Annotated in this window: 25 protein-coding genes and 1 tRNA gene; 12 read left to right on the plus strand and 14 right to left on the minus strand. The window is 66.3% G+C overall.

The features are described 5' to 3' along the window. Nucleotides 1–64: 64 nt before the first annotated feature. Genes tgt through queA form a run of 3 tightly spaced genes read right to left on the minus strand, consistent with a single transcriptional unit; the run spans nucleotide 65 to nucleotide 2,578 of the window. Nucleotides 65–1,252 carry a tRNA guanosine(34) transglycosylase Tgt gene (gene tgt, locus ACFQ4G_RS13340; RefSeq protein ID WP_379040382.1) on the minus strand — a complete coding sequence of 396 codons (1,188 nt, stop codon included), beginning with the start codon at nucleotides 1,250–1,252 and terminating at the stop codon, nucleotides 65–67. Nucleotides 1,253–1,272: 20 nt separating this feature from the next. Further along, nucleotides 1,273–1,476: a hypothetical protein gene (locus ACFQ4G_RS13345; RefSeq protein WP_238207308.1), complete on the minus strand. Its 204-nt coding sequence runs from the start codon at nucleotides 1,474–1,476 to the stop codon at nucleotides 1,273–1,275. A 13-nt stretch (nucleotides 1,477–1,489) separates the two neighbouring features. Continuing rightward, nucleotides 1,490–2,578: a tRNA preQ1(34) S-adenosylmethionine ribosyltransferase-isomerase QueA gene (gene queA, locus ACFQ4G_RS13350; RefSeq protein WP_238207310.1), complete on the minus strand. Its 1,089-nt coding sequence runs from the start codon at nucleotides 2,576–2,578 to the stop codon at nucleotides 1,490–1,492. 138 nt (nucleotides 2,579–2,716) lie between these two features. Between queA and ACFQ4G_RS13355 the strand changes: the two genes are divergently transcribed. Continuing rightward, complete coding sequence (locus ACFQ4G_RS13355; RefSeq protein ID WP_379040384.1) at nucleotides 2,717–3,016, plus strand: hypothetical protein; 300 nt, start codon at nucleotides 2,717–2,719, stop codon at nucleotides 3,014–3,016. Between the two features lie 27 nt (nucleotides 3,017–3,043). Here the strand turns inward: ACFQ4G_RS13355 and ACFQ4G_RS13360 are convergent, their stop codons facing one another. Both ACFQ4G_RS13360 and ACFQ4G_RS13365 read right to left on the minus strand, forming a co-directional pair. Further along, the gene (locus tag ACFQ4G_RS13360; RefSeq protein ID WP_238207314.1) at nucleotides 3,044–3,736 is read right to left on the minus strand and encodes a hypothetical protein; all 693 of its coding nucleotides are present in this window, start codon (nucleotides 3,734–3,736) and stop codon (nucleotides 3,044–3,046) included. A gap of 75 nt (nucleotides 3,737–3,811) precedes the next feature. Further along, nucleotides 3,812–4,315, minus strand: a complete 504-nt coding sequence (locus ACFQ4G_RS13365; protein WP_238207316.1) for a Panacea domain-containing protein — start codon at nucleotides 4,313–4,315, stop codon at nucleotides 3,812–3,814. Between the two features lie 287 nt (nucleotides 4,316–4,602). Between ACFQ4G_RS13365 and ACFQ4G_RS13370 the strand changes: the two genes are divergently transcribed. Together ACFQ4G_RS13370 and ACFQ4G_RS13375 are read left to right on the plus strand one after the other, a co-directional pair. Continuing rightward, a complete protein-coding gene (locus ACFQ4G_RS13370) occupies nucleotides 4,603–5,490 on the plus strand; it encodes a cation diffusion facilitator family transporter (protein ID WP_238207318.1) in 888 nt (295 codons plus the stop codon). A 118-nt stretch (nucleotides 5,491–5,608) separates the two neighbouring features. Continuing rightward, on the plus strand, nucleotides 5,609–7,417 hold the full coding sequence (locus ACFQ4G_RS13375) for a beta strand repeat-containing protein (protein ID WP_238207320.1): 1,809 nt from the start codon (nucleotides 5,609–5,611) through the stop codon (nucleotides 7,415–7,417). Between the two features lie 61 nt (nucleotides 7,418–7,478). On the opposite strand, the gene ACFQ4G_RS13380 is transcribed toward ACFQ4G_RS13375, so the two are convergent. From ACFQ4G_RS13380 to lipB, 3 genes are all read right to left on the minus strand, one after another. Then, nucleotides 7,479–8,636, minus strand: a complete 1,158-nt coding sequence (locus ACFQ4G_RS13380) for a PepSY-associated TM helix domain-containing protein (protein ID WP_238207322.1) — start codon at nucleotides 8,634–8,636, stop codon at nucleotides 7,479–7,481. An 11-nt stretch (nucleotides 8,637–8,647) separates the two neighbouring features. Continuing rightward, on the minus strand, nucleotides 8,648–10,771 hold the full coding sequence (locus ACFQ4G_RS13385) for a TonB-dependent siderophore receptor (protein WP_238207323.1): 2,124 nt from the start codon (nucleotides 10,769–10,771) through the stop codon (nucleotides 8,648–8,650). A gap of 315 nt (nucleotides 10,772–11,086) precedes the next feature. Next, a complete protein-coding gene (gene lipB / locus ACFQ4G_RS13390) occupies nucleotides 11,087–11,833 on the minus strand; it encodes a lipoyl(octanoyl) transferase LipB (RefSeq protein ID WP_238207324.1) in 747 nt (248 codons plus the stop codon). A 68-nt stretch (nucleotides 11,834–11,901) separates the two neighbouring features. Between lipB and ACFQ4G_RS13395 the strand changes: the two genes are divergently transcribed. Both ACFQ4G_RS13395 and ACFQ4G_RS13400 read left to right on the plus strand, forming a co-directional pair. After that, nucleotides 11,902–12,207 (plus strand): FliM/FliN family flagellar motor switch protein, encoded by a 306-nt coding sequence (locus ACFQ4G_RS13395; protein ID WP_238207325.1) that lies wholly within the window; start codon nucleotides 11,902–11,904, stop codon nucleotides 12,205–12,207. Between the two features lie 113 nt (nucleotides 12,208–12,320). Then, nucleotides 12,321–12,405, plus strand: a tRNA-Leu gene (locus tag ACFQ4G_RS13400). Nucleotides 12,406–12,540: 135 nt separating this feature from the next. Here ACFQ4G_RS13400 and ACFQ4G_RS13405 read toward each other — a convergent pair. Then, the gene (locus tag ACFQ4G_RS13405) at nucleotides 12,541–13,167 is read right to left on the minus strand and encodes a TetR/AcrR family transcriptional regulator (RefSeq protein ID WP_238207326.1); all 627 of its coding nucleotides are present in this window, start codon (nucleotides 13,165–13,167) and stop codon (nucleotides 12,541–12,543) included. Between the two features lie 78 nt (nucleotides 13,168–13,245). Between ACFQ4G_RS13405 and ACFQ4G_RS13410 the strand changes: the two genes are divergently transcribed. Then, entirely contained in the window at nucleotides 13,246–14,361 is a 1,116-nt protein-coding gene (locus ACFQ4G_RS13410) for an aldo/keto reductase (RefSeq protein WP_238207327.1), read from the plus strand. Nucleotides 14,362–14,373: 12 nt separating this feature from the next. Here the strand turns inward: ACFQ4G_RS13410 and ACFQ4G_RS13415 are convergent, their stop codons facing one another. From ACFQ4G_RS13415 to ACFQ4G_RS13430, 4 genes are all read right to left on the minus strand, one after another. Beyond that, nucleotides 14,374–14,988: a PRC-barrel domain-containing protein gene (locus tag ACFQ4G_RS13415; protein WP_238207328.1), complete on the minus strand. Its 615-nt coding sequence runs from the start codon at nucleotides 14,986–14,988 to the stop codon at nucleotides 14,374–14,376. A 111-nt stretch (nucleotides 14,989–15,099) separates the two neighbouring features. After that, nucleotides 15,100–15,780: a cation transporter gene (locus tag ACFQ4G_RS13420; protein WP_238207329.1), complete on the minus strand. Its 681-nt coding sequence runs from the start codon at nucleotides 15,778–15,780 to the stop codon at nucleotides 15,100–15,102. 117 nt (nucleotides 15,781–15,897) lie between these two features. Continuing rightward, a complete protein-coding gene (locus ACFQ4G_RS13425; RefSeq protein WP_238207331.1) occupies nucleotides 15,898–16,089 on the minus strand; it encodes a hypothetical protein in 192 nt (63 codons plus the stop codon). An 80-nt stretch (nucleotides 16,090–16,169) separates the two neighbouring features. Next, the gene (locus ACFQ4G_RS13430) at nucleotides 16,170–16,796 is read right to left on the minus strand and encodes an acyl-homoserine-lactone synthase (RefSeq protein WP_238207333.1); all 627 of its coding nucleotides are present in this window, start codon (nucleotides 16,794–16,796) and stop codon (nucleotides 16,170–16,172) included. 326 nt (nucleotides 16,797–17,122) lie between these two features. Between ACFQ4G_RS13430 and ACFQ4G_RS13435 the strand changes: the two genes are divergently transcribed. The 6 genes from ACFQ4G_RS13435 (at nucleotide 17,123) to ACFQ4G_RS13460 (ending at nucleotide 22,669) form a co-directional block, all read left to right on the plus strand. Then, nucleotides 17,123–18,040, plus strand: a complete 918-nt coding sequence (locus ACFQ4G_RS13435) for a branched-chain amino acid ABC transporter permease (RefSeq protein ID WP_238207335.1) — start codon at nucleotides 17,123–17,125, stop codon at nucleotides 18,038–18,040. Between the two features lies 1 nt (nucleotide 18,041). Then, a complete protein-coding gene (livM, locus tag ACFQ4G_RS13440; RefSeq protein ID WP_238207337.1) occupies nucleotides 18,042–19,394 on the plus strand; it encodes a high-affinity branched-chain amino acid ABC transporter permease LivM in 1,353 nt (450 codons plus the stop codon). A 56-nt stretch (nucleotides 19,395–19,450) separates the two neighbouring features. Beyond that, nucleotides 19,451–20,317 carry an ABC transporter ATP-binding protein gene (locus ACFQ4G_RS13445; RefSeq protein ID WP_238207497.1) on the plus strand — a complete coding sequence of 289 codons (867 nt, stop codon included), beginning with the start codon at nucleotides 19,451–19,453 and terminating at the stop codon, nucleotides 20,315–20,317. Beyond that, nucleotides 20,314–21,099: an ABC transporter ATP-binding protein gene (locus tag ACFQ4G_RS13450; RefSeq protein WP_238207340.1), complete on the plus strand. Its 786-nt coding sequence runs from the start codon at nucleotides 20,314–20,316 to the stop codon at nucleotides 21,097–21,099. Before ACFQ4G_RS13445 ends, ACFQ4G_RS13450 begins: the two co-directional genes overlap by 4 nt. Next, complete coding sequence (locus ACFQ4G_RS13455) at nucleotides 21,096–21,470, plus strand: DUF6867 family protein (RefSeq protein ID WP_238207342.1); 375 nt, start codon at nucleotides 21,096–21,098, stop codon at nucleotides 21,468–21,470. The genes ACFQ4G_RS13450 and ACFQ4G_RS13455 overlap by 4 nt, the downstream gene beginning before the upstream one ends. 71 nt (nucleotides 21,471–21,541) lie before the next feature. Further along, nucleotides 21,542–22,669 carry a branched-chain amino acid ABC transporter substrate-binding protein gene (locus ACFQ4G_RS13460; RefSeq protein WP_379040392.1) on the plus strand — a complete coding sequence of 376 codons (1,128 nt, stop codon included), beginning with the start codon at nucleotides 21,542–21,544 and terminating at the stop codon, nucleotides 22,667–22,669. Between the two features lie 203 nt (nucleotides 22,670–22,872). On the opposite strand, the gene thrS is transcribed toward ACFQ4G_RS13460, so the two are convergent. Beyond that, the gene (gene thrS, locus ACFQ4G_RS13465; RefSeq protein ID WP_238207346.1) at nucleotides 22,873–24,900 is read right to left on the minus strand and encodes a threonine--tRNA ligase; all 2,028 of its coding nucleotides are present in this window, start codon (nucleotides 24,898–24,900) and stop codon (nucleotides 22,873–22,875) included. Nucleotides 24,901–25,194: the final 294 nt, after the last annotated feature.

Below are 25,194 nucleotides of genomic sequence, written 5' to 3' on the forward strand. Positions count from 1 at the left end.
GTGATCAGGCTCCGCATGCGATGCCCTCCAAAAGCCTCGCAGAAGCCCAATTCCCAAACCGGCGCTACATCAAATCCTCAAATGCGATTCCCCTGGCTGCGGCGGCGCGCGTCGACTCGGCGCGGGCCCAGGCCTCGCGGGTCTCGCCGCAGAAATCGGCGAGGCGGCCCGCCGCGATCGCCGCGCGCATCCCCGCCATCAGATCCTGGTAGTAGGACAGGTTGTTCCAGGTCAGCAGCATCATGCCGAGGATCTCGTCCGTGCGCACGAGGTGATGGAGATAGGCGCGGGAATAGTCGCGGGCGGCGGGGCAGGACGAGGTCTCGTCCAGCGGGCTCGTATCCTCGCCGTGGCGGGCATTGCGCAGGTTGATCCGGCCGTGGCGGGTATAGGCGAGGCCGTGGCGGCCGGCGCGGGTCGGCATGACGCAGTCGAACATGTCGATGCCGCGCATCACCGAGCGCATCAGGTCGTCGGGCGTGCCGACGCCCATGAGGTAGCGCGGCTTGGTGGAGGGCAGATGCGGTTCCACCGTCTCGATCATCCTGAGCATCACCTCCTGCGGCTCGCCCACCGCGAGGCCGCCGATGGCGTAGCCCTTGAGGTCGAGATCGGCGAGCGCCCTGGCGCTCTCCACTCGCAGGTCGGGCAGGTCGCCGCCCTGGACGATGCCGAACATCGCCTTGCCCGGCTGCTCGCCGAACCTGATCCGGCAGCGCTCGGCCCAGCGCAGGGACAGGCGCATGGCGCTCTCGATGGCGCCGCGCTCGGCCGGGAGGCGCACGCATTCGTCGAGCTGCATCTGGATGTCCGAGCCGAGAAGTCCCTGGATCTCGATGGAGCGTTCGGGGCTCATGTGGTGGGCCGACCCGTCCACATGCGAACGGAAGGTGACGCCCTGCTCGTCGAGTTTCCTCAAGGCGGAGAGCGACATCACCTGGAACCCGCCGGAATCGGTGAGGATCGGGTGCGGCCAGTTCATGAAATGGTGGAGACCGCCGAGCCGCTCCATGCGCTCCGGGCCGGGGCGCAGCATCAGGTGGTAGGTGTTGCCGAGCACCACGTCGGCGCCGAGGTCTCGGACCTGGCCCGGATACATCGCCTTGACGGTGGCCGCCGTCCCCACCGGCATGAAGGCCGGCGTGCGGATCGTGCCCCGCGGCATCGAGATCGCCCCGGTGCGGGCCTGCCCGTCGGTGGCGTCGATGCGGAAGGTGAAGTCCGGCGAGGAGGTGGAGCGGGAATCGGACATCGCAGGCGCGCCGTTTGTCTCTACAGGCGGCCGTCGGGTGAGGCCGGATCGAGCGCCTGATAGCCCGTGGCCTCGGCGATGACGAGCCGCATCAGGGCGAGGCCGGGCCGGATGCTGTCGAGGGGCAGGCGCCCGATGGCGCCCGCGCGTGCGCCGGCAGGGCATCCTGGCCGCTCGCCTCGAGCCGCTGACGCGGCAGGTGATGCGCTCCCGGCACCCGGCAAGTGGAGTGACCCTTCAATCGGTTGGGGCCGGAAACAGCAGGCTCGAATCCCCGTAGGAGTAGAATCGATATCCCTCCGCGACGGCATGGGCATAGGCCGCCCGCATGGTCGCCAGGCCCGAGAAGGCCGAGACCAGCATGAACAGGGTCGAGCGCGGCAGGTGGAAGTTGGTCATCAGCGCGTCCACCCCGCGGATGCGGGTGCCCGGCGTGATGAAGATCTCGGTAGGACCGGAGAAGGCGTGAAGCCGGCCCTCCCCGTCCGCCGCGCTCTCGATGAGGCGCAGGGCGGTGGTGCCCACGGCCACGATCCGGCCGCCCCTGGCGCGGACGGCGTTGAGGGCGTCGGCGGTCCCGGCGTCGAGGATGCCGATCTCGGCATGCATGCGGTGGTCGTCGGTGTCGTCGGCCTTCACCGGGAGGAAGGTGCCTGCGCCCACATGCAGCGTCACTGTGTGGCGTTCGATGCCGGCGGCGTCGATCCGGGAAAGAAGCGCGTCGGAGAAGTGCAGGCCCGCCGTGGGAGCGGCGACGGCGCCGGCCTGCCGGGCATAGACCGTCTGGTAATCCACCGCGTCCCGCGCGTCGGTGGGGCGCTTGCCCGCGATGTAGGGCGGTAGAGGCAATTCGCCGGTGAGCGCGATGGCCTCGTCGAGGGCGGGGCCCGAAAGGTCGAAACGCAGGACGATCTCGCCGCCCTCCCGCTTCTCCACGATGGTGGCGTCGAGGACGCCCAGCGCGCAGGCCTCGCCCTCCCCGCTCCGTCCGAAACCGATCCTGTCGCCGATGGCGAGGCGCTTGCCGGGGCGGGCGAAGGCGCGCCAGCATTCGGGGGCCTCGCGCAGATGCAGCATCGCCTCCATCCGCAGGCCCGGCGAGCCGGGACGGTGGCGGATGCCGTGGAGGCGGGCCGGGATCACGCGGGTGTCGTTGAAGACGAGGGCGTCGCCCGGCCGCAGCAGGTCGGCGAGATCGCGCACCGCGCGGTCCTCGAGGGGCTGGCCGGGCCTGACCACGAGCAGCCGCCCGGCATCGCGGGGCTGGGGCGGCCGCAGGGCGATGCTCGCCTCGGGCAGATCGAAATCGAAGAGGTCGACGCGCATCGGGCGCCAACAGCACGGTTCGGGCCTGCGGATCAATGCCCGGCGGGTCGCGGCGAGGTCGAAAGGGCTTCGTGCGGCTTCACGCGACAATGGATGTCGAGCAGGCCGCATTTTCACCGGCCTACGCTCAAAACAACCTTGACCGCACGCGTTCAAGTAGGCGTGGTGCTCGGCCGATTTCAACGAGATTTGGTTCGCGCGATGACTGAGAATCTCAAGGCCGAAACGTCCGGGATCAAGGGCCCTCGTCGCCGGATCACGCTCGACTCGCAGCTGATGTCTTACTGGGACCGGGAGGCTCAGCGGCTCGATACCATGGCGGCCAACGCCCGCTGGGCCTGGATGGCCCGGAGCTATGCGCGCAAGGCCGAGCGAGCGCGGGCACAGAGCGCCAAAAGCGCCGCCCGCGAGACCGCGCGTCGAGCTAAAGATAAATAATTTTTAATACATATATTTCATGTCAAATTACCTGCGGCGAAAAAGATCTCGCATCTCATCACTCCGAGTAGCCTGAGTTGATATGCCTGCCAGAGCAAGCGCCTCAAAAAACAACTTCATGATACCTTCAAATTCATTCAATGAAATTGCCGTTTCGACCGATAGATTGCTTGAGCGCAATACTCTTGGCCCTTTGGGATTGGGCGCGCTGATATCGATTATCAGCTGATCAGGGTTATTTGGATCATCAATCCCAAAGATTTCATACATGGCACGAACTAAGAATCGCATATCGGCTTCGTTTAAAGGTTGTCCTTTTCTTGGGTTAATAAGGACATCGTATGAGCGGCCATCAACAAACCAAGAGCCGTTTTTAATTGGTCTGAACCAAGTGCCCAATACAGGGGTGAGTTTTGGCCCGCTTGGGTACCATGATCCTCGTGCTAAAAAGTAATCATTTAAATGACCTGCAACCTCTTTAAGGCATCTATTCTTCCATTCTTTCTTGTAAAATGAAAAATTTTTGTCAAGATAATCTTGATCTATTTTATTTTCGGCGATGTGCTTTATTCTAGAATAAATCGCACCGTATGATAGAAATGAATTAGTGTTCCTGGACTCAATCTCCCTCGCAGTTAGCATTGGGTCAATGTCGACAATGCTTGGTCTTGCGAACTTGATGACATCTAAAAAGTGAAATGTCTTAAGTCGAGCGTGCAACGGAGTGCTCCCAACGTAACCTGTTCCTAAGTGGACGTTAGCACTGAAATTTGTTTAGTAAAGAACGCTCTACAGTCAGTGAGATTTTCCTGATCCGCCAAGCGAACAAAAATAGGCATAAATAAGTTCGTTTGGGATGCGATCCCGAATACCTTTATTTTCCTCAAGATTATGGAAAATTGTATGCCAAGGGGAGCCGTTTTTGTGTGTCAATGTCACTAACTCGGATGCGCTGTATTTAATATAGAAATCAGTTATTTTTTTTATCAATTCAAAATCGATTTTTGTTGAAGCAACGAAATCGACACTCCTCATTTTTCCTAACTTATGGTCCATGTATAGTGCTTTTTCTGTTATCGGCTGATCGCCGAACTTACTGAACGAATCAAAAACGACCCTAATCACAGGACCATATTGCCATGCCTCAAAATGATTTCTAATCAGAGCTTCGTTCTTCCGTGCAAAATACCAGCCATGCACCAGATATATGATCTTATTTATTTTCAAATTGGTAATGTTCATTGATAACGAGTCATAATTTGATAGTATATGATTCGCTATTGCTCGGGCATCTTGCATGATAGTTGCGCCTAAATTCCCGATTTTTATCTTCCAGCATAGTTAATTTTCGGTTGAAGGAAGGTCGGAGCAGGCCGATTTGACCCAGGACGGCCGGGGATAGAAACTTGTGAATACGCCGGGCTAAGGCCCGAGACATAGCCCCGACTAAACCCTTCACCGGCGGGTTCAACCTTTGCCGTGGCCTTGTCCGCCGTGATGATCGTATGGGCGGGGGCGCTTTGAACCAGCTTCTTCTCAGCCTCTCGCCCAGTCTCCCGCCGGGCCCGCCACGGATCGCACCGGCCATGGACCGCACTCAGAAAGCCGCCCTCGCGAGCGCCGGAATCGGCGCTCTGGTGATGGCGCTCAAGTTCGCCGCCTACTGGCTCACCGGGAGCCTAGCGCTCTATTCCGACGCGCTGGAGAGCATCATCAACGTGGCGGCGGCGGCCTTCGCCTTCGTCGCCCTGCGGGTGGCCGCGGCGCCGGCCGACGACGACCATCCCTACGGCCATCACAAGGCCGAGTACTTCTCGGCGGTGATCGAGGGTGCCCTCATCATCGTGGCGGCCATCCTGATCTTGCGCGAGTCGTTCTACGGCCTCCTCGACCCCAAGCCGCTCGACGCGCCGATGCTGGGGCTCGCCGTGAACGGTCTCGCCACGGCGATCAACGGCGTCTGGGCCGTCGCGCTCCTCGGTCGTGGCAAGGCCTGGCGCTCGCCCGCCCTCGTCGCCGATGCGCGCCACGTCATGTCGGACGTGGTCACCTCCGGCGGGGTGCTCGTCGGCGTCGCGCTGGTGGCGTTCACCGGTACGCTGATCCTCGATCCGCTCATCGCCGGCCTCGTCGCCCTCAACATCCTGTGGTCGGGCTGGACCATGGTGCGCGATTCGGTGAGCGGCCTCCTCGACAAGGCGGCGCCTGCCGAGATGGTGACCCAGATCCGCACCCTGATCTCCGACCACGGCGAGGGCGCGCTGGAGGCGCACGACGTGCGCACCCGCCACGCCGGACAGGCGACCTTCATCGATTTCCACCTCGTCGTGCCCGGCGAGATGACGGTGAAGGATTCGCACGACATCTGCGACCGGCTGGAGAGCGCCATCGAGGGCGCCATCGAGGGCGCCGTGGTCGTCATCCACGTGGAGCCCAGCGAGCATGCCAAGGGGCGCGGCGTGCCGGTCGTTTGAGGCTGCCGGGGTCCCCGCGCGGTCGTCCGCCTGTCATCCATCCCCTCTAGCGTCCGCCGCGCTTCGAGGAATCGACGTCCGCCATCCGGCCGACGTCCACGGACCGGGATGAGACAGCATGACCGCCTATTCGGTTGCCGCCGGCACGACACAATCCGCACGACTGACCCTGTCGGGTGCCGATACGCTCCAGGTGGACGGCACCCTCTCGGTCTCGGGCGATGCTCAGACCGTGCGCTTCACGACCGCCCCGAACGGCGCCGTGATCACCAATGACGGCCTGATCGAGAACACCGCCTCCGGCGGCCGCGCCATCCGCTTCGAGAGCGGCGTCGGCGCGACGCTGAACGCGACGATCGACAATGACGGCGACATCCTCGCCGTCGACGACGCCGTGCAGATCGCGGCCGGGAGCGTCGCTGCCGGCACCCTGACGCTCACCACGGGGGCCGGTTCCAGCATCGTCTCCAACGGAGGGCAGGCGCTCGATTTCGCCTCGACCATGGGCGATTTCCTGGCCGAGATCGACAATGCCGGGTCGGTGCTGTCGCGGATCTCCGATGGCCTGCGCATCGGCGCCAAGCTCGATCTCGTCAATAGCGGCACGATCCAGGGCGGTTCCGCGCCCGGCTACGTCCAGGGCGCCGACGGCATCCAGTTCGAGGACGATGCGGGCGGGACGATCCTCAACGCGGCGGGCGGCGCCATCCTCGGCGACCGTCACGGCATCGACATGGGCGAGGGCAGCCTCGTCACGGTGACGAACGAGGCGGGCGCCCGCATCCTCGGCGGCAACGGGTCCGGCGTCGGCTCGGACGGCACGGCGAGCGTGGTCAATTACGGAATCATCACGGGGTCCTTCGCGGATACGGCCGGCTCCGACGTCAACGGCTCGACACCGGGGGCCAAGGATGGCGGCGGCCCGGACGGCATCAACGACGGCGACGGCGACGGGATCGACATCGATTTCCGGGCGACGATCGAGAACCATGGCGTCATCCGCGGTCTGGGCGCCGGCGGTACCGGCTCGGACGGCCTGCCCAACACCGCGGAAGGCATCGCGGCGGGCGGCGGCGAGATCACGAACCTCGCCGGTGCGTGCATCTACGGCGCCGGCCTCGGCATCCTGATCGACGACAGTTCGCAGGGAAATGCGCCGTTCCTGACGACGATCGACAATGCGGGGCTCATCCAGGGCGGATCGGGCATCGCCATCAGGATCGTCAGCGACCTCGACGACGGGATCGTCAATTCGGGCCGCATCCTCGGCGGCGGCGGCACCGCCATCCAGTTCGGGTCCGGCGACAACACGCTCGGTATCGAGAGCGGCTCGTCCATCCGCGGCACGAGTCTGGGCGGCGACGGCACCGACACACTCGATTATTCGGATTACGGTTCCTCGGCGCGCGCGTTCCTCGACAGCGGCAGGGCCACGGGGACCGGCGGAATCTCCGGATTCGAGATCGTGAAAGGCTCGGCTTTCGCGGATTCCGTGAGGGGCGATTCCGGGGAGAACCACTTCCTCGGCGGCGCGGGCAATGACCGGCTGTTCGGCGGCGGTGGCGACGACACCCTGACCGGCGGAGCGGGGACGGACGTGCTGCGCGGCGATGCCGGCGCCGACACCTTCGTGTTCGACGTCCTGCCTTTGGCCGGCGAGAAGGACCGCATCGTCGATTTCAGCCATGGCGAGGATACCCTCGCCTTCGATTCGAGCACCTTCACGGCGCTGTCCGACGGCGCGCTGTCGAACGACGCCTTCGCCCTCGGCACCGCGACCACGACCGACCAGCGCATCGTCTACGACAGCGCCAGGGGCAACCTGTTCTACGATGCCGACGGCTCCGGCACGGCCCACGACGCGGTCCTGATCGCGACGCTCCTCGGCAAGCCGGTGCTCGACGCCGCGGACGTGCTGGTCGTCTGACGATCGCATCGATCCGGACGTCGCCGGTCCCGGCCAGAACCGGGATCGGCGAGCACGGCTTTCAGCGTCCGGCGCCGGCCATCGCCACCATCGCCGCTATCGTCCTGCGACGCCGCGCATGCCGGCGCAGGACGTAGAGAACGAGACCGGTGACGGCGAAGAGCGGCATCGCCAGAGCGGCGAGGAAGAACGCGAAGGCGACGACCCTGCCGAAGAAGCGCCCGCGATGCACTTCCAGCATGTTCTCGGCCATCTGGCGGCCGAGGGGTTTGTCGGCGAATCGGGCCCGGGACAGGCGGGCACCGGTGGCGGGGTCGAAAGTGGCCTCGTCGCGGGCCTTCGGCAGGTCCGAGGCGGCGGCGAGGGAGCGGATGCGGATCGTCGCGAGTTCCGGGCCCGGCAATGCGATGAGGACCATGTGGGCCCCTTCCCCCTCGCCCGTGCTGAAGCTCGCGAAGGCGGCGTCGAGGGTCGAGGGAGCGACCTCGGCGGGCAGTCCGGCGCGCCGGGGCGGCTTGGCGCGCTGTACCTCGCCCGTGAGCAGCCAAGTCGCGGCACTCCTGTAGCTGTCGTAGGACCACCACAGACCGGAGAGGGCGATGAGGACGTAGACCGGCAGCAGCCAGGTTCCCGCGACGCTGTGGAGCGACCACCAGCGCGGCCGGCCCGGGCGCTTGAGGGCGGGTTTCAGCCAGATCCGCCAGGAATGGAGCTTCGGCCAGCGCAGGTAGAGCCCGGTGGCCAGGAACACGAGCAGCGCGAGGGTGCTGATCCCGGTGAGACTGCGCCCCCAGCCCTTGCCGTCGCCCGGCAAAAGCAGCCAGCGGTGCAGCTTGCGGATCGTGACGAAGGCGCCCTCCAGCCGCATGGCGCCGAGGTCCCGTCCGTCCACCGGATCGAGATAGAGGGTCGGCGGTCGCGTGCCGAGGCTCGCATCGTTGACGAAGCGGACGCGGGGGCTCCGCTCCGGTTCGCCCCAGAGCGTGAGGGAATTGACCGTGAGGCCCGGATGCTGCGCCTCGATGCGCGCCAGCAGGGCGGAGGGCGACAGGCGGGGGGCCTCGCTCGCGGCGACGTAGGCCCGGTCGGCATTCGCCCATTCCGTCACCGCCTCCTCGTAGCTCAGCAAGGCGCCGGTCATGCCCACGAGGGCGAGGACGAAGCCGGCGGAAAGGCCGAGCAGCCAGTGCAGGCGGAAGAGGACGGTGCGGAGGGTCATGGCGGGGCGCCCTACCAGAACAGCCGGGCCGAGACGATCGCCTGCAGCGGTTCGCCGATGGCGACGCCGAGATTGGTGCCGATGGAGGAGGTGTAGACCGTCTCGTCGGTGAGGTTGCGCAGGTTCAGCTGCACGGTGGCCGGCCGGCCTCCCACGCGGGTGTCGTAGGCGACGAAGGCGTCGGCCACGGCGTAGTCCGGCATCCGGAAGGTGTTGGCGGCATCCCCCGGCCGCGACCCGACATAGCGTCCGCCGATCCCGGCCCGCAGGCGTCCATCGCCGACCTGACCGAAATCGTGGGTCAGGAACAGCGAGGCGGTGTGGGGCGCCACGTTGAGGAGCTCGTTGCCCTTCAGCGTCGGATCGGCGGTCACCACGGCGTCCGTATAGGCGTAGGTGGCGACGACGCTCCAATCCGGCGCGATCTGCCCGGCGACGTCGAGTTCGAAGCCCCGCGAGTTCACCTGTCCGGCCGTGCGGCTATAGCTGATGCCACCGATCACCTCGGTATAGAGCACATTCGATTTGGTGATGTCGTAGAGCGCCGCCGTGGCGGTGATGCCGTCGAACACCTCCGCCTTCATCCCGACCTCGTAGGCCTCTCCCTCCTCCGGCGGCAGCGCCCCGATGAAGCTCGCGATCGACGAGTTCGGCCGGAAGGTCTGGCTGTAGGAGGAGTAGAGCGAGACGCTCGGCGTCAGCAGGTAGACGAGGCCCACGCGAGGCACGACACGCCCGCCCGACACGTCGGTGTTGGTGTTGAACGGCCTGCCCTTTCCGGCGCTCTGCGAGAAGTCCTGGTAGCGCAGGCCGCCCACGAGGATCAGGCTTTCGGTGAGTGAGATCGAATCCTGGCCGTAGACCGAGGCGGTTTCGATCCGCTCGCGCTGGTCGCTGTCCGCGAGGCTCACGGCATCGCTTTGCGGCAATTGCCCGTAGACCGGATCGAAGATGTCGAAGCGTCTGTTGCTCGGGCCACGGATCAGCCGCGTGCGCAGCACGTCCGAGTAGTCGTAGGAGCCGCCCACCAGGAGGTCGTGCTCGACGCCGAGAAAGCTGACCTTTCCGGTCAGGTCGAGGCGGCCGGAATGGACCGAGTAGTTCGAATCCTGCGTCGCATCCGCCCGGCGCGTCACGACCCGGGTATTCGGGTCGTAGGCGGTGACGCGGGCCTGGTTGTCCTCGTAGAAATTGTGGCTGAAGGCATATCTGAAATTGGCCTTCCAGGTGTCGCTGAGGATGCGCTCGACCTCGATCCCGGCAACGTGGCTTTCTCCGGCGGTGATGTTGTAGCGTTCGTCGAAACGCCGATCGCGTGGGGTGTTCACGGCCCTGCCGGTGCGCGGGTCGAAGATCGTGCCCCGGTCGAACGGCACCTTGTAGTGCGAGTATTCGTAGGACAGCGTCACCCGCGTATCGTCGCCCCGCCACGTGACGGAGGGCGCCAGGACCTGCTGGTTCTGGGTGCCGAAGTTCCGCCAGTACTCGGAGTTGCGATGCTGCGCGATGAGCCTGTAGGCGAGGTTGGTGCCCTCGATCGGACCGGTCTGGTCGAGCTCGAAACCGCTGCCGTTGAAGCTGGTGCCGGAGGCCTCGACGTAGCCCGCCCGCTCGAACAGCGGCTTCTTCGTCACGATGTTGATGAGGCCGCCCGGATCGAGGATGCCGTAGAGCGCCGAGGCCGGACCCTTGAGGACCTCCACCCGCTGCGTGGTGGGCATGAACGAGCGCGGCAGCGCCGTGCGCAGGCCGTCGCGCAGGATCGAGCCGTCGCGGTTGTCGCCGAAGCCCCGGCGGATGAAGGCGTCCTGGGTGCCGCCCAGGGTGTTGGCCTGGGTGATGCCGGAGACGTTGTAGAGCGCCTCGTCGAGGGTGTGCACCGCCTGGTCCTGCAGCACCTGCTCGGTGACGACGGCCACCGATTGCGGGATCTTGATGATCGGCGTTTCGGTGCCCATCGCCACGGAGGTCCGCACCGGCTGGTAGCCCCGCGAGATCGCCTTACCATCGCCGGTGACGGAGAGTTCGTCGAGGGCGATCACGGGATCGCTGGCCTGCTGCGCCAGGGCGGCATCGGGCGACATCAGCAGCCGCGCGGCCGCGACGAGGCCGGCGGCCGCGAGCGTCTTCAACATGGGAACGAATCTCTGAAGGAATGATCGTCTGATCAGCCGATGGATGCGCGATCGGCCTTGCAGCTTCGGACTACCGACATGACTGTTGGAATGTCAATCGTCGCGAGCGCGGACACAGAGTTTCCGCTCATGAATTGTAATAATTCAAATTTCAGAACTGATATTTATTTCCTTACTGGTGATCGATCTGCGTGAATTAGAGACAATGACGGGAAACTTGCTGCACGATCGTCGTCCTGTCACGGCAAGCCTGCCATGGGATCGATCGAGGCCTGCATCATCGCGGGCCGCCCGAGTGCGACCTCTCTTCCGCGCTCAGGTCGTCTCCTCCAGGATCGTCTCTTCCAGGATCGTTTCTCCGAAGATCGCCTCGAAGGCCGCGCGCAGGGCCATGTCCACCTCCGGCAGGGTAACGATCTGGCCGAGATCGACGAGGCTCGTCACCCCGTGGCCGCTGATGCCGCAGGGGACGATGCCCGAGAAATGCGACAGGTCGGGCTCCACGTTGAGGCTGATGCCGTGGAAGCTCACCCAGCGCCGCACGCGGATGCCGATGGCGGCGATCTTGTCCTCCGCCCCCTCCCCCTTCTCCGGCCGGCGCACCCAGACGCCGACACGGTCCTCGCGCCGCTCGCCCCGGACGTTGAAGGCGCTGAGCGTGGCGATGATCCAGGCCTCGAGGGCGGAGACGTAGGCGCGCAGGTCCGGTCTGCGCCGGTTGAGATCGAGCATCACGTAGGCCACCCGCTGGCCCGGCCCATGATAGGTGTACTGCCCGCCCCGTCCCGTGGCGTGGACCGGGAAACGGTCCGGCTCGACGAGGTCCGCCGCCTTCGCCGAGGTTCCGGCCGTGTAGAGCGGCGGGTGTTCGAGGAGCCAGACCATCTCCGGCGCGTCGCCGCCGGCGATACGCGCGGCATGCGCTTCCATCGCGGCCACGGCCTCGTCATAGGGGACGGGCGTGTCGCTGATCCGCCACAGGATCGGCCGCGTGCCGGATCGCGGCCGGAAATCGACCGTCGAGACGGAGAGCCGGTCGCTGAGGGCGGGATCGTTTACCAAGGCTTCACCCTATTTCATGAACACTCCGCCGATGCAGGCCCTGGACGGGCCGAGGGAGTGCGTGGCGCGTGGCGGTTCTCGAAGACCTGAAGGTCGATCTCTCGGTGGTGCTCGGGCGCAGCCACATGCCGCTCCACATGCTGCTGCGCATGGGCCGCGGCGCCGTGATCGAGCTCGAATCCACCGAGACGGATATGGTCGAGATTCTCGCCAACGACCACCCGATCGCACGTGGCCAGATCGTGGTGACCGGAAACCGGATCTCGGTGGAGATCACCGAGCTGATCCGCAAGGCGGAGGTCGTGCGTGTTCCCGGCGTCACCATCGGTGACGGGGCCGTCCCGATCCTCGATGGGACCGTCGATCTCATCTGAGTCGCATGACGGCGCTTGTCGCGGCGGAATCGATCTGTTATCCGCTGCGCCGCGCCACACGAAACGCCCGCACCGCCCTCCGGCGGACATCGCGGCGTCCGGGTGGCACCGATGCGGCCATGGCGGAATTGGTAGACGCGCTAGCTTGAGGTGCTAGTCCTGCAAGGGGTGGAGGTTCGAGTCCTCTTGGCCGCACCAACTCGTTCGAGTTGATGTACCCCGAAGCGTCTGATCCCGATGAAAGCCAAAGGGCCGCACGGGATCGTCGGTCGACACAGCCTGCACATCGTCGTGGCGACCCGATCGGTTTCGAGCCGGTGATCCCGCTCGAATTCATGCCGATGGTCCCGAAGGCCAGGCCAGCATGGCGTTCGCCGCGACGCGCAGCAGCTTTTCGCGGGATGCGCCGTCGCGCGCCAGGGTCGACAGTCCCTGGATCATCGCCATCACGAAGCCGGCGAGCGCCTCGGCATCGGTCCCGCCGGGCAGTTCTCCTTCCGTCTTCCCTCTCGCGATCCGCTTGGCGAGCCGGGCCTCGATCCCGCCGCGCAGGGCGGCGAGCTCCGCCTGCACGTCGGCGGCCTCGGCCGAACAGCTGATCGCGCCGGAGGCCAGCAGGCAACCCGGCGGGGTTTGCGTGCCGGTGAAGGCGATGGCGGATCCTTCGAGCAGCTGCCGAGCCGCTTCCCGGGCCGTCCCGGCACCCTCGATGATCGTCTCCGCCGTCACGGGACCCGACAGGTAGCGATGCACCGCTGCCAGGAACAGCCGTCGCTTGTCGCCGAAGGCCGCGTAGATGCTTGGCGGCGTCACCCCCATCGCCGCGGTCAGGTCGCTGAGCGAGGTGGATTCGTAGCCGTGCCGCCAGAACAGCAGCATCGCCTGTTCCAGAGCGGCATCGCGGTCGAACGAGAGGGGGCGGCCGGTCTTTCGCGGCAGCTTCGGCAGAGCATCTTCCATAGTGATCAATATGAAACAATCGACGCAGCGGGACAATCGCTGTACTCGTTCCATATCGATCATTATGAAAGATCTGCCATGCCGTTGACCGATTACCGTACTCTGGGCCGTTCCGGCCTCGCCGTCAGTCCCCTCGCCCTCGGCACGATGACCTTCGGGACGGCGCGGTGGGGCTCGGGCGAGGCGGAGTCGCGCGCGGTGTTCGACGCCTATGTCGAGGCCGGCGGCAATTTCATCGACACCGCCGACGTCTATTCGGGCGGCCGCAGCGAGGAGATGCTCGGCGGGTTCATCGCCGAGCGCGCCTTGCGCGAGCGCCTCGTGGTGGCGACCAAGGCCGGCTTCGCGACGGGATCGGGGCCGCATGCCGGCGGCAACGGCGCCAAGCACCTCCATGCCGCCCTGCACGGATCGCTGACGCGCCTGCGCACGGACCATGTCGACCTGTTCTGGCTCCATGTCTGGGATGCGGTGACGCCCGCCGAGGAGGTGCTGGAGACGATGTCCGCCCTCGTCCGTTCGGGCAAGATTCGCTACTGGGGCGTGTCGAACGCGCCGGCTTGGTACGCCGCCAAGCTCGCGACGCTCGCCGCCTGCCGTGGATCGCCCGGGCCGATCGCGCTCCAGTATTTCTATTCGCTGGTGAACCGGGACATCGAGGACGAGCACGTGCCCCTCGCCGCCGATTCCGGTATGGGCCTCGTGCCCTGGAGCCCCCTCGCCTACGGCCTGCTGACCGGCAAGTACGAGCGGGCGAGCGTGGAAGCCGCCGCCCCACGGGCCGGAGGATTGCCGCGCGATGCGGCCGATCCCGGTGCGGAGCGGCCGGCCGACGACAAGCGTCTCGACGGGGCAAATCCCTTCGGCGACAGCCTGTTCACCGAGCGGAACTGGCGGATCGTCGCGCTGCTCCGCCGGATCGCCGACGAAGCGGGGCAATCGCCCGTCCGTATCGCTCTCGCCTGGGTGATGGGCCGGCGCGGCATCGCTTCGACACTGATGGGCGTGAGCCGGGCCGAGCAGGTCGCCGACAACGTCGCCGCCCTCGACGTCACCCTGTCGGCCGAGCATCGCAGCCTGCTCGATGCCGCGAGCGCGCCGGCCGACCCGCGGATGCTCTATGGCCTGTTCACGCCGGCCATGCGCCGGCAGGTGGTGTTCGGAGGCTCGCCGGTCCGGGGCTGGACCGACTGAGCCTGTTGGGTCTCACGGCGCCTTCTGCGTCGGGTAGGCGAAGGTCGGTGCGGCTTGCAACTCGGCCTTGGTCTGGCGGATCTCCGCCTCGATCGGCTCGCCGATCTGGATCGTCGCCCGGCCCTTCGTGGCATCGGTCGTCGCGGCTGCGCCCGCCGGGCCGGTGGCTTGTTCGGTGTCGCCGGTGGTCTCCGCGTTGAGGACGGCGTTGCCGGATCTGGCGCCAGGCATGGTCTCCGGCGTCACCTTGGCCGCCTGGGCCTCGGAGGGAGCATCCTTCGGCTTGACGATGGAGGGATCGGGCGCCTGCCCCGCCTTCGCGTCGGTGTTCCAGGTCATCTGGTCGAACGCCACCGCGATCCGCTTGCCGCCGACACCGAGGAACCCGCCGACATCGATCACGACGGCCTGGATGCGGCCGCTGCCATCCACCACCACATCCTCGATCGTGCCGACCTTGACGTGGTCCTGCCCGACCACGCGCAGGCCGATGATCCTGGAAGCCTTGACGCTGCCGAGCGGAGCCTGGGTGAGGAACGGAGATTTCCCGCTCCGGACATCCTGCGCGAGGGCCGGTGCCGCCGAGACGGCGAGGATGAGCGCGAAGGTACGGGCGAGTGCCGGCATGTCGGGTCTTTCAATCGATCGGGTGCGATCTACCGGACTTCAACACGTGCGAGCGGGCCCTGGTTCATACCGGACGCTTCTCCCCGCCGTTCCCCCGATCGATGCGGCCTCTCAAGGGCCCGGGCGGAACACCCGCGCGACGGCGGCACGCTCCGGCAGGGCGGCGCGGATATCCGGCCAGGATGTGCGCAGGACGGTGTAGGCGGCCTGGAACGAGAACATGACCGCGATCAGGTCCAGCGCGTATTCCGGCCAGCGGACCGGGGCGAGATGGGCGAAGACGCTGAGGCCCGAGGTGAGCAGGTCGGCGACGGCGTCGTTGCGCGCATTCAGCCACGTCGCCTTGATCAGAGGATTCTCGTCGTCGCGGAAGCGCACCAGCGCGGCCATCGCGAGGCAGGAGACGGCGGTGGCGACGCCGTTCGACGTGACGACCTCCTCCATGCTCTCGACCGTGGAATTCTGTACTTCCGTCCAGAAATCGATCAGGCCGTCGATCCCGGTGGCGGCGAGGAGGCCGCCGATGACGAGGGCCGACAGGCTCTCGATCCTGACCCCGCGCCTGAACACCGATGCGGCGACCACGTTCAGCGCGATGTCGTATCCGAACCCGCTCGCATCCTTGATCAGGTCGGCGGAGCCGATCAGATGCGCCCAGAGCGCCTCGCCGAGCGCGAAGGCCAGGGTGCCGGCCGCGACGACCCAGACCGTGCGCCGATAGCCGGCCGCGGCGCTGACCTCGCCCGCCGGCGCGGATACCGTCCGGGCCTGCGATGTATCGTGATGATTCATCGAAGACGTCTCGGCGGCGATGAATGCTGTCGCCGTGAGCGTTACCAGACCGGTGGGTCGGGGCCGAAATGAGGTGGCCCGGCATAGTCAAGGCGGCGCAGACACCGCCCCGACGCCTCAGTTGCTGCGCGCCGGCTGCGGCTCGATCTCGGCCTTCTCGGCCAGGGCGACGCCGATCTCGAACAGCAGGAGGTCAATCAGCTGACGCATGACCGACGTGCCCGATGCCTCGATGACGCCCCGAGCCGCGATGCAATACTCCGCCAATTTGTCGAGACTCTCGTCCCGGTCGATGACCGATGCGTACATGATGTCAGCCCCTTCAATATCATGGTGCCGAAGATCTTTGTCTTCGTGGCAGTTCGAGATGGCCGTCGAGCGGCCCCGGATCAGGCGGCGAGATACGCGTAGGACGATGGCGCGAGCACCGAGTCGGAATTGCCACGGATGCTGCGCAGCCGCGCCAGGGTGCGTTCGTCGAACTCCGCGGTCGCCGCGATGATGTCCTCGCCGCTGATCGCGTGGGGCAGGCCGAGCGGGCGGGCGCGGAAGTGGAGCTGCACCACGTGCAGCAGGTAGAGCGTCGGCATCTGCAGCACGAGCCGGTTCACGCCGTGGCTCATTCCCCATTCGACGATGCCGGTGAGGAGCGCGATGGAGATCGGGTTCACCACCTTGCCCCGGGCGCGGTGCGAGCGCGCCACGGCCTGGCGCGTCCATTCCCAGGTCTCGCTGCCGCGCGGAAGATCGCCTTCGCAAAGCTGAGGCATGATGTCCGACAGAAGATGCGGCCGTGTCGTCGGGAGAAGCCGGCTATAGCCGATGACCTTGCTCTCCTCGATCGCCAGGAAATGGATGGCGTGCTGGGTATCGAACTGATCGATCTCGCGTCCATCCGGCTTGGCGAGGTCGGACCACCCCTTCTCCGTCACGAAGACGTCGTGACGGAGACGCCAAGCTTGTTCCATCTCGTCGCGATACTTGGCCTCGTTGGCGGGAGTGATAATGTGGATCATGCCGGTCTCTCCGTCTCCGGCTTATCCTTGGCAGCGCCCGACACGCTTGCGTACTACGGGAAACCGTAGGGTCCATGGCCGGACTTTCCGCGCGGCGTTGCTTTCGGAGCCTGTCCATCTCCTGGCACTCGTCGTTCGCCGTCCGGAATTCTCATGGTGACGATGCGGGGGGATCGCACGGGAGTCCGGCGATTCTCGCATTGACCCCGGGGCGTTCTTGCGGATACTCCCCTCTCCCGCGCATAACTCACTGTGAGCATGGCGGCCGGGCCGCTCGGGGCATTTTCCGAGCGGCCCTCTGGCACGCCATTCGCGAAAGCCCATCAATGGAATTCTTCGCCCAGCAATTCATCAATGGCCTGACCCTCGGGTCGATCTACGGCCTGATCGCCATCGGCTACACGATGGTCTTCGGCATCATCGGCATGGTGAATTTCGCGCATGGCGACGTGTTCATGGTCTCGGCCTTCATCGCCCTCATCGCCTTCCTGATCCTCACCACCTGGCTCGGCCTGTCCTCCGTGGCCCTGGTCTTCCTGATCGTGCTGTTAGTCGCCATGGCGCTGACGGCGTTGTGGGGATGGGCGATCGAGCGGGTGGCCTACCGGCCGTTGCGCGGCTCGTTCCGCCTCGCGCCGCTGATCTCGGCGATCGGCGTGTCGATCTTCCTGTCGAACTTCGTCCAAGTGGTCCAGGGTGCGCGCAACAAGCCGGTGCCGCCCCTCGTGCGCGACGTGATCGTCCTGTACCAGAACGAGCAATACACGGTGACCCTGTCCTACAAGCAGGCGATCATCATGATCACCACGGCCGTGCTCCTCGCCGGCTTCTGGTACCTCGTGCAGAAGACGCCCTTCGGCCGCGCCCAGCGCGCCGTGGAGCAGGACCGGCGCATGGCCGCCCTGCTCGGCATCAATGTCGACCGCACGATCTCGCTGACCTTCGTCCTCGGCGCGGCGCTGGCGGCGGTCGCGGGCACGCTGTACCTGCTCTATTACGGCGTGGTCTCGTTCTCGGACGGGTTCGTACCAGGCGTGAAGGCCTTCACGGCGGCCGTCCTCGGCGGCATCGGCTCGCTGCCCGGTGCGGTGATCGGCGGGATCATCATCGGGCTGATCGAGACGTTCTGGTCGGCCTATTTCTCCATCGAGTACAAGGACGTGGCGGCTTTCCTGATCCTCATCGTCGTGCTCATCTTCAAGCCTTCGGGCATTCTCGGCCGGCCCGAAGTGGAGAAGGTCTGACGTGGCATCCGGTTCGACCACCCCCATCGCCGTGACCGCCCGCGCCGACGCCTCCGCCCTGCCCGGCCTGATCAAGGATGCGGGCCTGTTCGCCCTGGTGACGCTGGGCCTCTGCGTCCCCATCGTCAGCTACCGCACCGATCTCGGCCAGGGCATCGGCCTCGTCATCACCAGCCGCTGGGGCACCGTCTTCGCCCTCTGCGCCGCCATCTTCGTCCTGCGGTTCCTGCAGCAGCTCTACCTCACCGGCCGGACACGGCGGCGTGCCGCCCATGCGCCCGTCGCGGAAGGGGCGAGCCGCCTCGCCGCGATCCTCTCGCCCATCACCCTCGGAATCGCCCTCACCCTGCCCCTCCTCGCCGCCCTCGGCGCCGGGTCTCTGGGCGAAGGCCGCTACTGGATCGATCTCGGCATCCTGATCCTGACCTACGTCATGCTCGGATGGGGCCTGAACATCGTCGTCGGCCTCGCAGGCCTGCTCGATCTCGGCTACGTCGCGTTCTACGCGGTGGGGGCCTATTCCTACGCCCTGCTCTCCACCGTGTTCGGCCTGTCGTTCTGGGTCTGTCTGCCGCTCGCCGGCCTGTTCGCCGCGGCCTTCGGGGTGCTGCTGGGCTTTCCCGTACTGCGCCTGCGAGGCGACTACCTCGCCATCGTGACACTGGCCTTCGGCGAGATCATCCGCCTCGTCCTCATCAACTGGACCGATTTCTCGGGCGGCTCGGCGGGCATCTCCTCGATCCCGCGCGTCAGCTTCTTCGGCCTGCCCTTCACGGCCGGCGAGAACGGCTTTGCCGCCACGTTCGGGCTCGCCTTCAACCCGATGCACCGGCTGGTCTTCCTCTATTACCTGATCCTGGTCCTGGCCCTGGTCACCAACCTCGTGACCCTGCGCATGCGCCGCCTGCCGCTCGGCCGCGCCTGGGAGGCCCTGCGCGAGGACGAGATCGCCTGCCGGTCGCTGGGGATCGACACCACCATCACCAAGCTCACCGCCTTCGCGCTGGGGGCGATGTTCGCGGGCTTCGCCGGCTCGTTCTTCGCCGTGCGTCAGGCCTTCGTCAGCCCCGAGAGCTTCAACTTCCTGGAGAGCGCCATCATCCTCGCCATCGTCGTGCTCGGCGGCATGGGCAGCCAGATCGGCGTGGCCATCGCCGCCATCGTCATGGTCGGCGGGCCCGAACTCCTGCGCAATCTCGGCTTCCTGAAGGCCGTGTTCGGTGAGGGTTTCGATCCGAGCGAGTACCGCCTGCTGCTGTTCGGCCTCGCCATGGTGGCGATGATGGTGTTCCGCCCGCGCGGCCTCATCTCCGAACGAACGCCCTCGGTCACCATCGCGGAGCGCGCACGATGACGCTCGCCGGAGGCCTCACCCGGCTCGCCACCGTGCAGGACGAGCCCCCCGCCGCGATGCCCGGCGGCCCGGCGGACCCGGTCCTGATCGTCGATCACCTGACCATGCGGTTCGGCGGGCTGACCGCCGTCAACGACCTCTCCTTCAAGGTCGGGCGCGGCGACATCACCGCGCTGATCGGCCCCAACGGCGCCGGCAAGACCACGGTCTTCAACTGCATCACCGGCTTCTACAAGCCGACGGAGGGCATGATCCGCCTGGTGCAGGAGGGCGGCGAGACCTACCTGCTCGAGCGTCTGCCCGGCCACGACGTCAACCGCCTCGCCCGCGTCGCCCGCACCTTCCAGAACATCCGCCTGTTCCCGCGCATGACCGTGCTGGAGAACCTGCTGGTGGCCATGCACAAGCCGCTGATGAAGGCCTCCGGCTTCTCGATCTTCGGGATCCTCGGGCTGCCGGCCTATCGCAGCGCCGAGAAGGCGGGGATCGAGAAGGCCGCCGCTTGGCTCGACCGGATCGGCCTCACCGCGCGCGCCGACGATGCGGCCGGCGACCTCCCCTACGGCGACCAGCGCCGCCTCGAGATCGCGCGGGCCATGTGCACCGATCCGGTGCTGCTCTGCCTCGACGAGCCGGCCGCCGGCCTCAACCCGAGGGAATCGGCCGAGCTCAACACCCTGCTGCGGCTGATCCGCGACGAGTACGACACCTCGGTCCTCCTCATCGAGCACGACATGTCCGTGGTGATGCAGATCTCCGACCGGATCGTGGTGCTCGATTACGGCACCAAGATCGCCGACGGCACGCCCGACGACATCCGCACCGACACTCGTGTGATCGCGGCCTATCTCGGCGTCGACGACGAGGAGGTGGCGGCGGTGGAGGCCGAGGTCGGCCTGACCCATGCGGAGGCCCAGCCATGAGCGTCGCCGGCATCAACGTCCTCGTGGAGGAGACGCGCGCCCTGCAGGCCGCGCAGACCAAGGCGCCGCTTCTCGATGTGCGCGGCGTCTCCGCCTATTACGGCAGCATCCAGGCTCTGAAGGGTGTCGACCTCCACGTGAAGGAGGGCGAGATCGTCGCCCTGATCGGCGCCAACGGGGCCGGCAAGTCCACCCTGATGATGACGATCTTCGGCCAGCCGCAGGCGCGCACCGGCAGCATCACCTATGCGGGCCGCGACATCACCCGGATGGCCACCCACGAGATCGCGCGGCTCAACATCGCCCAATCGCCGGAGGGACGGCGCATCTTCTCCCGCATGAGCGTGCGCGAGAACCTGCAGATGGGCGCGGCCGTGCATGGCGGGCGGCACTTCGCGGAAGACCTGGAGCGCATGTGCGTCCTGTTCCCGCGCCTGAAGGAGCGGCTCGACCAGCGCGGCGGCACCATGTCCGGCGGCGAACAGCAGATGCTGGCCATCGCCCGCGCCCTGATGAGCCGTCCGAAGCTCCTGATGCTCGACGAGCCGTCGCTCGGCCTCGCCCCGCTCATCGTCAAGCAGATCTTCTCGGCCGTGCGCGAGCTCAACGAGCGCGAGGGGCTCACCGTCTTCATCGTCGAGCAGAACGCCTATCACGCCCTCAAGCTGGCCCATCGCGGCTACGTCATGGTGACGGGCGCGGTGACGATGAGCGGCACGGGCCGCGAGCTCCTCGACGATCCGCAGGTGAAGGCGGCCTATCTCGAAGGGGGCCAGCATTGACCGAGACCCTGTCCCTCGACACGCCCAATCTCGGCATCTTCCTGCTCGTCACCCTGGCGATGGGCGGGGGCGCCGCCTGGATGGCCGGCAGCGGCTTCGCCCGCGGCTGGCGCCCGTTCTGGCATTGCGTGCTGGCGAGCCTCGCTATCGCGGCGGTCTCGCGCTTCCTCCACTACGCCCTGTTCTCGGGCACGCTGCTCTCGCCGGCCGGCTACGCCCTCGACGCGGTGGTGATCCTCGCCATCGGCGCGCTGGGCTACCGCGTCACCCGCACGGGCCAGATGACCACGCAGTACCGTTGGCTCTACGAGCGCACCGGCCCCCTCACCTGGCGCGAGCGCGGGAGCCAGGGCCAGAACCAGGGGACGTGAGCCCGACACATCTTCGTGCAATCCTGCGCATGCGGTCAGGGCGTCGAGCCGCAGCGCCGATCCAAGGGGAAATGACCATGAAAACACTGATGGCGATGAGCGTGGCACTGGGCGCGCTGATGCTGGCGGGCGCCGCGCAGGCCGAGATCAAGATCGGCGTGGTGGTCCCCGTCACCGGCCCCAACGCGGCCTTCGGCGCCCAGATCAAGACCGGGGCGACCCAGGCGATCGCCGACATCAACAAGGCCGGCGGCGTCAACGGCGAGAAGCTCGTCATGACCGTGGGCGACGACGCCTCCGATCCCAAGCAGGGCGTGTCGGTGGCCAACAAGTTCGCTTCCGAGGGCGTGAAGGCCGTAGTCGGCGCGTTCAATTCCGGCGTCTCGATCCCGGTTTCCGACGTGCTGCAGGAAGCCGGCATCATCGAGATCAGCCCGGCCTCGACGGCGATCAAGTATACCGAGCGCGGCAACTGGAACACCTTCCGCACCTGCGGCCGCGACGACCAGCAGGGCGCGGTGGCGGGCACCTACCTCGCCGAGAAGTTCAAGGGCAAGAAGATCGCCTTCGTCCACGACAAGACGCCCTACGGCCGCGGTCTCGCCGACGAGACCCTGAAGGCGCTGAAGTCCAAGGGCGGCACCAACGTCGTCTTCGAGGGCATCAACCCCGGCGAGAAGGATTTCTCCTCCCTGGTCTCGAAGCTGAAGCAGGCCGGCGTCGACGTGGTCTATTTCGGCGGCCTCTACACCGAGGCCGGCCTGCTGATCCGCCAGATGCGCGACCAGGGCCTCGCCGCCCCGCTCATGGGCGGCGACGGTATCGCCGATCGTGAATTCTCGCAGGTGGGCGGCCCCGGCTCCGACGGCACGCTGATGACCTTCTCGCCCGACGCCCGCAAGAACCCGAAGGCGAAGGCCACCATCGACGCCTTCAAGGCGATCAACTTCGACCCCGAGGGCTACACCCTCTATTCCTACGCCGCCGTGCAGATCCTGAAGCAGGCGATGGAGGCGACGAAGTCCAGCGACGGGCAGAAGCTCGCCACCTACATGCAGCAGGGCAAGCCGTTCGACACGGTGATCGGCGACATCTCCTACGACAAGAAGGGCGACATCACCCGGCCCGACTACGTCATGTACATGTGGAAGAAGGGCGCTGACGGCTCCATCAACTACGCCGGCAACGAAGTTCCGTAATTGGATCACGGAGCGGTGCCCGATCGGGCACCGCTCCGGCAGATATGTCCAAACAGACCACCTCATCCTGAGGCGCCGCAGCGTAGCGGAGGCCTCGAAGGAGGGGTCCAGCAGGCACCACGATCCCTGAAGCCCTCCTTCGAGGCCCGCTTACGCAGGCACCTCAGGATGAGGTCGATGGTGTTGGATGAGCCGATGCCCGCTCACGGCGTCGGGCTTTCCCCGTGCTGCCCGTCCAGCGCCACGTCCTCACTCGGCACGCTTTCCTGCACCGCCTGTTTGCGGCGCAGATCCGGTGAGGTCGCCTCCGCGAGCAGCTCCGACAGGGCGGTGTCGAGGGGGGCGGTGCGGGTCTGCTGGCTGCCCAGCCGGCGGATCGAGACGGTACGCTCCTCGCCCTCCTTGCGCCCGACGACGAGCATGACCGGCACCTTGGCCAGCGAATGCTCGCGGACCTTGTAGTTGATCTTCTCGTTGCGCAGGTCCGACTCGACCCTCAGCCCCGCGCGGTCGAGAGCCGACACCACTTCGCGGGCGTAGGGATCGGCATCCTGCGTGATCGTCGCCACCACCACCTGCACCGGCGCCAGCCAGAGCGGGAAATGGCCGGCGAAATGCTCGATCAGGATGCCGGTGAACCGCTCCAGCGAGCCGCAGATCGCCCGGTGCACCATGACCGGCGCCTTCTTTTGGCTGTCGGCATCGACGTAGAACGCCCCGAAGCGCTCCGGCAGGTTGAAATCGACCTGGGTGGTGCCGCATTGCCAGTCGCGGCCGATGGCGTCGCGCAGGACGTATTCGAATTTCGGCCCGTAGAAGGCGCCCTCGCCGGGATTGATCTCGGTCTTGATGCGGCCGCCAGACTGCTCCTCGATCTGCGCCAGCACGCGGGTCATCACCTCCTCGGCATGGTCCCACAGGGCATCCGAACCGACGCGCTTCTCGGGGCGGGTCGAGAGCTTCACCACGATGTCGCCGAAGCCGAAATCGTCGTAGGTCGAGAGGATCAGGTCGTTGATCTTCAGGCACTCGGCGGCGAGCTGGTCCTCGGTACAGAAGACGTGGGCGTCGTCCTGGGTGAAGCCGCGCACGCGCATCAGCCCGTGCATGGCGCCCGACGCCTCGTAGCGATGGACGATGCCGAATTCGGCCATGCGCAGAGGTAGATCGCGGTAAGACTTCAGGCCGTGCTTGAAGATCATCACGTGGCCGGGGCAGTTCATCGGTTTGAGCGCGAACCAGCGCTTGTCCTCGGCCTCGTCGCCGGCGGATTGGGCGGCGAACATGTTCTCCCGATACCAGTCCCAGTGGCCGGAGGTCTCCCACAGGGACTTGTCGAGGATCTGCGGCGCGTTCACCTCGGCGTAGTCGCCCTTCAGGCGCCGGCGCATGTAGGCGATGAGCTCCTGGAAGATGGTCCAGCCCTTGGCGTGCCAGAACACGACGCCGGGCCCCTCCTCCTGGAAGTGGAACAGGTCCATCTCGCGCCCCAGGCGCCGGTGGTCGCGGCGCTCGGCCTCCTCCAGGCGGTGGAGATAGGCGTCGAGGTCTTCCTTCGTCGCCCAGGCGGTGCCGTAGATGCGGGTCAGCATCGGGTTGTTGGAATCGCCCCGCCAATAGGCGCCGGCCACCTTCATCAGCTTGAACGCGGTGCCGACCTTGCCCGTGGAGGTCATGTGCGGGCCGCGGCACAGGTCGAACCACTCGCCCTGGCGGTAGATGTTCAGATCCTCGCCCGGCGGGATCGCGTCCACGAGCTCGACCTTGTATTGTTCGCCCTTGCCCTCGAAGAGCGACCGCACGTCGTCGCGCTTCCACACCTCCTTGGTGAAGGGAGCGTCCCGCGCGATGAGCTCGCGCATCTTCGCCTCGATCTTGGGGAAGTCCTCGGGCGTGAACGGCTGCTCGCGGGCGAAGTCGTAGTAGAATCCGTTCTCGATCACCGGGCCGATGGTGACCTGCGTCTCCGGCCACAGGGATTGCACGGCCTCCGCCAGGACGTGGGCGCAATCGTGCCGGATCAGTTCGAGGCTGCGCGGGTCGGCGCGGTCGAGGAATTCGATTCGGACATCCGCCTCGATCAGATCGTCGAGGTCGCGGACGCGCCCGTCGAGGGCCATGGCGACCGTCCGCTTGGCCAGGCTCTTGGCGATGCCCTCGACGACGGTACGGCCGGTCACCGCGGCGTCGTAGCTGCGGGTGTTGCCGTCGGGGAATGTCAGGATGGGCATCGGATAGGGTCTCCTGTCGCTCACTCCTGCGAACGAGGCAGGTAAGCGGGGTGGTGTTCGAGCGGCGCGCACTCGGCGCGAGGGGCGCGGTTTAGACCGTTTCGCAGGAGGAAGAAATCCGTTCGCTGCACGAGGCGCCGCCGCGTGTGGTTGTATCCTCTCGCGGACGTGAACGAGGGCGCGAGACGATCCGGCCGGGTTGATACCTCCCGAGATTGACAATCCACCGGCCCGGTCAGCCCATGAATCCAGCACGGACCCGGGAGGGACCGGTGACGGGCGAAAGGTCCTGCG

Source organism: Methylobacterium marchantiae (genome assembly GCF_042679825.1).
Lineage (GTDB): Bacteria > Pseudomonadota > Alphaproteobacteria > Rhizobiales > Beijerinckiaceae > Methylobacterium > Methylobacterium marchantiae.

Excerpts from the sequence above, each read along its gene's own strand:
- thrS (WP_238207346.1), bottom strand. The coding sequence starts at position 24,900 with ATGCCCATCCTGACATTCCCCGACGGCAACACCCGCAGCTACGACGCC.
- ACFQ4G_RS13365 (WP_238207316.1), bottom strand. The coding sequence starts at position 4,315 with ATGCAAGATGCCCGAGCAATAGCGAATCATATACTATCAAATTATGAC.
- ACFQ4G_RS13375 (WP_238207320.1), top strand. The coding sequence starts at position 5,609 with ATGACCGCCTATTCGGTTGCCGCCGGCACGACACAATCCGCACGACTG.
- ACFQ4G_RS13415 (WP_238207328.1), bottom strand. The coding sequence starts at position 14,988 with ATGCCGGCACTCGCCCGTACCTTCGCGCTCATCCTCGCCGTCTCGGCG.
- ACFQ4G_RS13420 (WP_238207329.1), bottom strand. The coding sequence starts at position 15,780 with ATGAATCATCACGATACATCGCAGGCCCGGACGGTATCCGCGCCGGCG.
- ACFQ4G_RS13435 (WP_238207335.1), top strand. The coding sequence starts at position 17,123 with ATGGAATTCTTCGCCCAGCAATTCATCAATGGCCTGACCCTCGGGTCG.
- ACFQ4G_RS13450 (WP_238207340.1), top strand. The coding sequence starts at position 20,314 with ATGAGCGTCGCCGGCATCAACGTCCTCGTGGAGGAGACGCGCGCCCTG.
- ACFQ4G_RS13445 (WP_238207497.1), top strand. The coding sequence starts at position 19,451 with ATGCCCGGCGGCCCGGCGGACCCGGTCCTGATCGTCGATCACCTGACC.
- ACFQ4G_RS13405 (WP_238207326.1), bottom strand. The coding sequence starts at position 13,167 with ATGGAAGATGCTCTGCCGAAGCTGCCGCGAAAGACCGGCCGCCCCCTC.
- tgt (WP_379040382.1), bottom strand. The coding sequence starts at position 1,252 with ATGTCCGATTCCCGCTCCACCTCCTCGCCGGACTTCACCTTCCGCATC.
- ACFQ4G_RS13410 (WP_238207327.1), top strand. The coding sequence starts at position 13,246 with ATGCCGTTGACCGATTACCGTACTCTGGGCCGTTCCGGCCTCGCCGTC.
- ACFQ4G_RS13460 (WP_379040392.1), top strand. The coding sequence starts at position 21,542 with ATGACCATGAAAACACTGATGGCGATGAGCGTGGCACTGGGCGCGCTG.
- ACFQ4G_RS13425 (WP_238207331.1), bottom strand. The coding sequence starts at position 16,089 with ATGTACGCATCGGTCATCGACCGGGACGAGAGTCTCGACAAATTGGCG.
- ACFQ4G_RS13385 (WP_238207323.1), bottom strand. The coding sequence starts at position 10,771 with ATGTTGAAGACGCTCGCGGCCGCCGGCCTCGTCGCGGCCGCGCGGCTG.
- ACFQ4G_RS13370 (WP_238207318.1), top strand. The coding sequence starts at position 4,603 with ATGGACCGCACTCAGAAAGCCGCCCTCGCGAGCGCCGGAATCGGCGCT.
- ACFQ4G_RS13380 (WP_238207322.1), bottom strand. The coding sequence starts at position 8,636 with ATGACCCTCCGCACCGTCCTCTTCCGCCTGCACTGGCTGCTCGGCCTT.
- ACFQ4G_RS13430 (WP_238207333.1), bottom strand. The coding sequence starts at position 16,796 with ATGATCCACATTATCACTCCCGCCAACGAGGCCAAGTATCGCGACGAG.
- queA (WP_238207310.1), bottom strand. The coding sequence starts at position 2,578 with ATGCGCGTCGACCTCTTCGATTTCGATCTGCCCGAGGCGAGCATCGCC.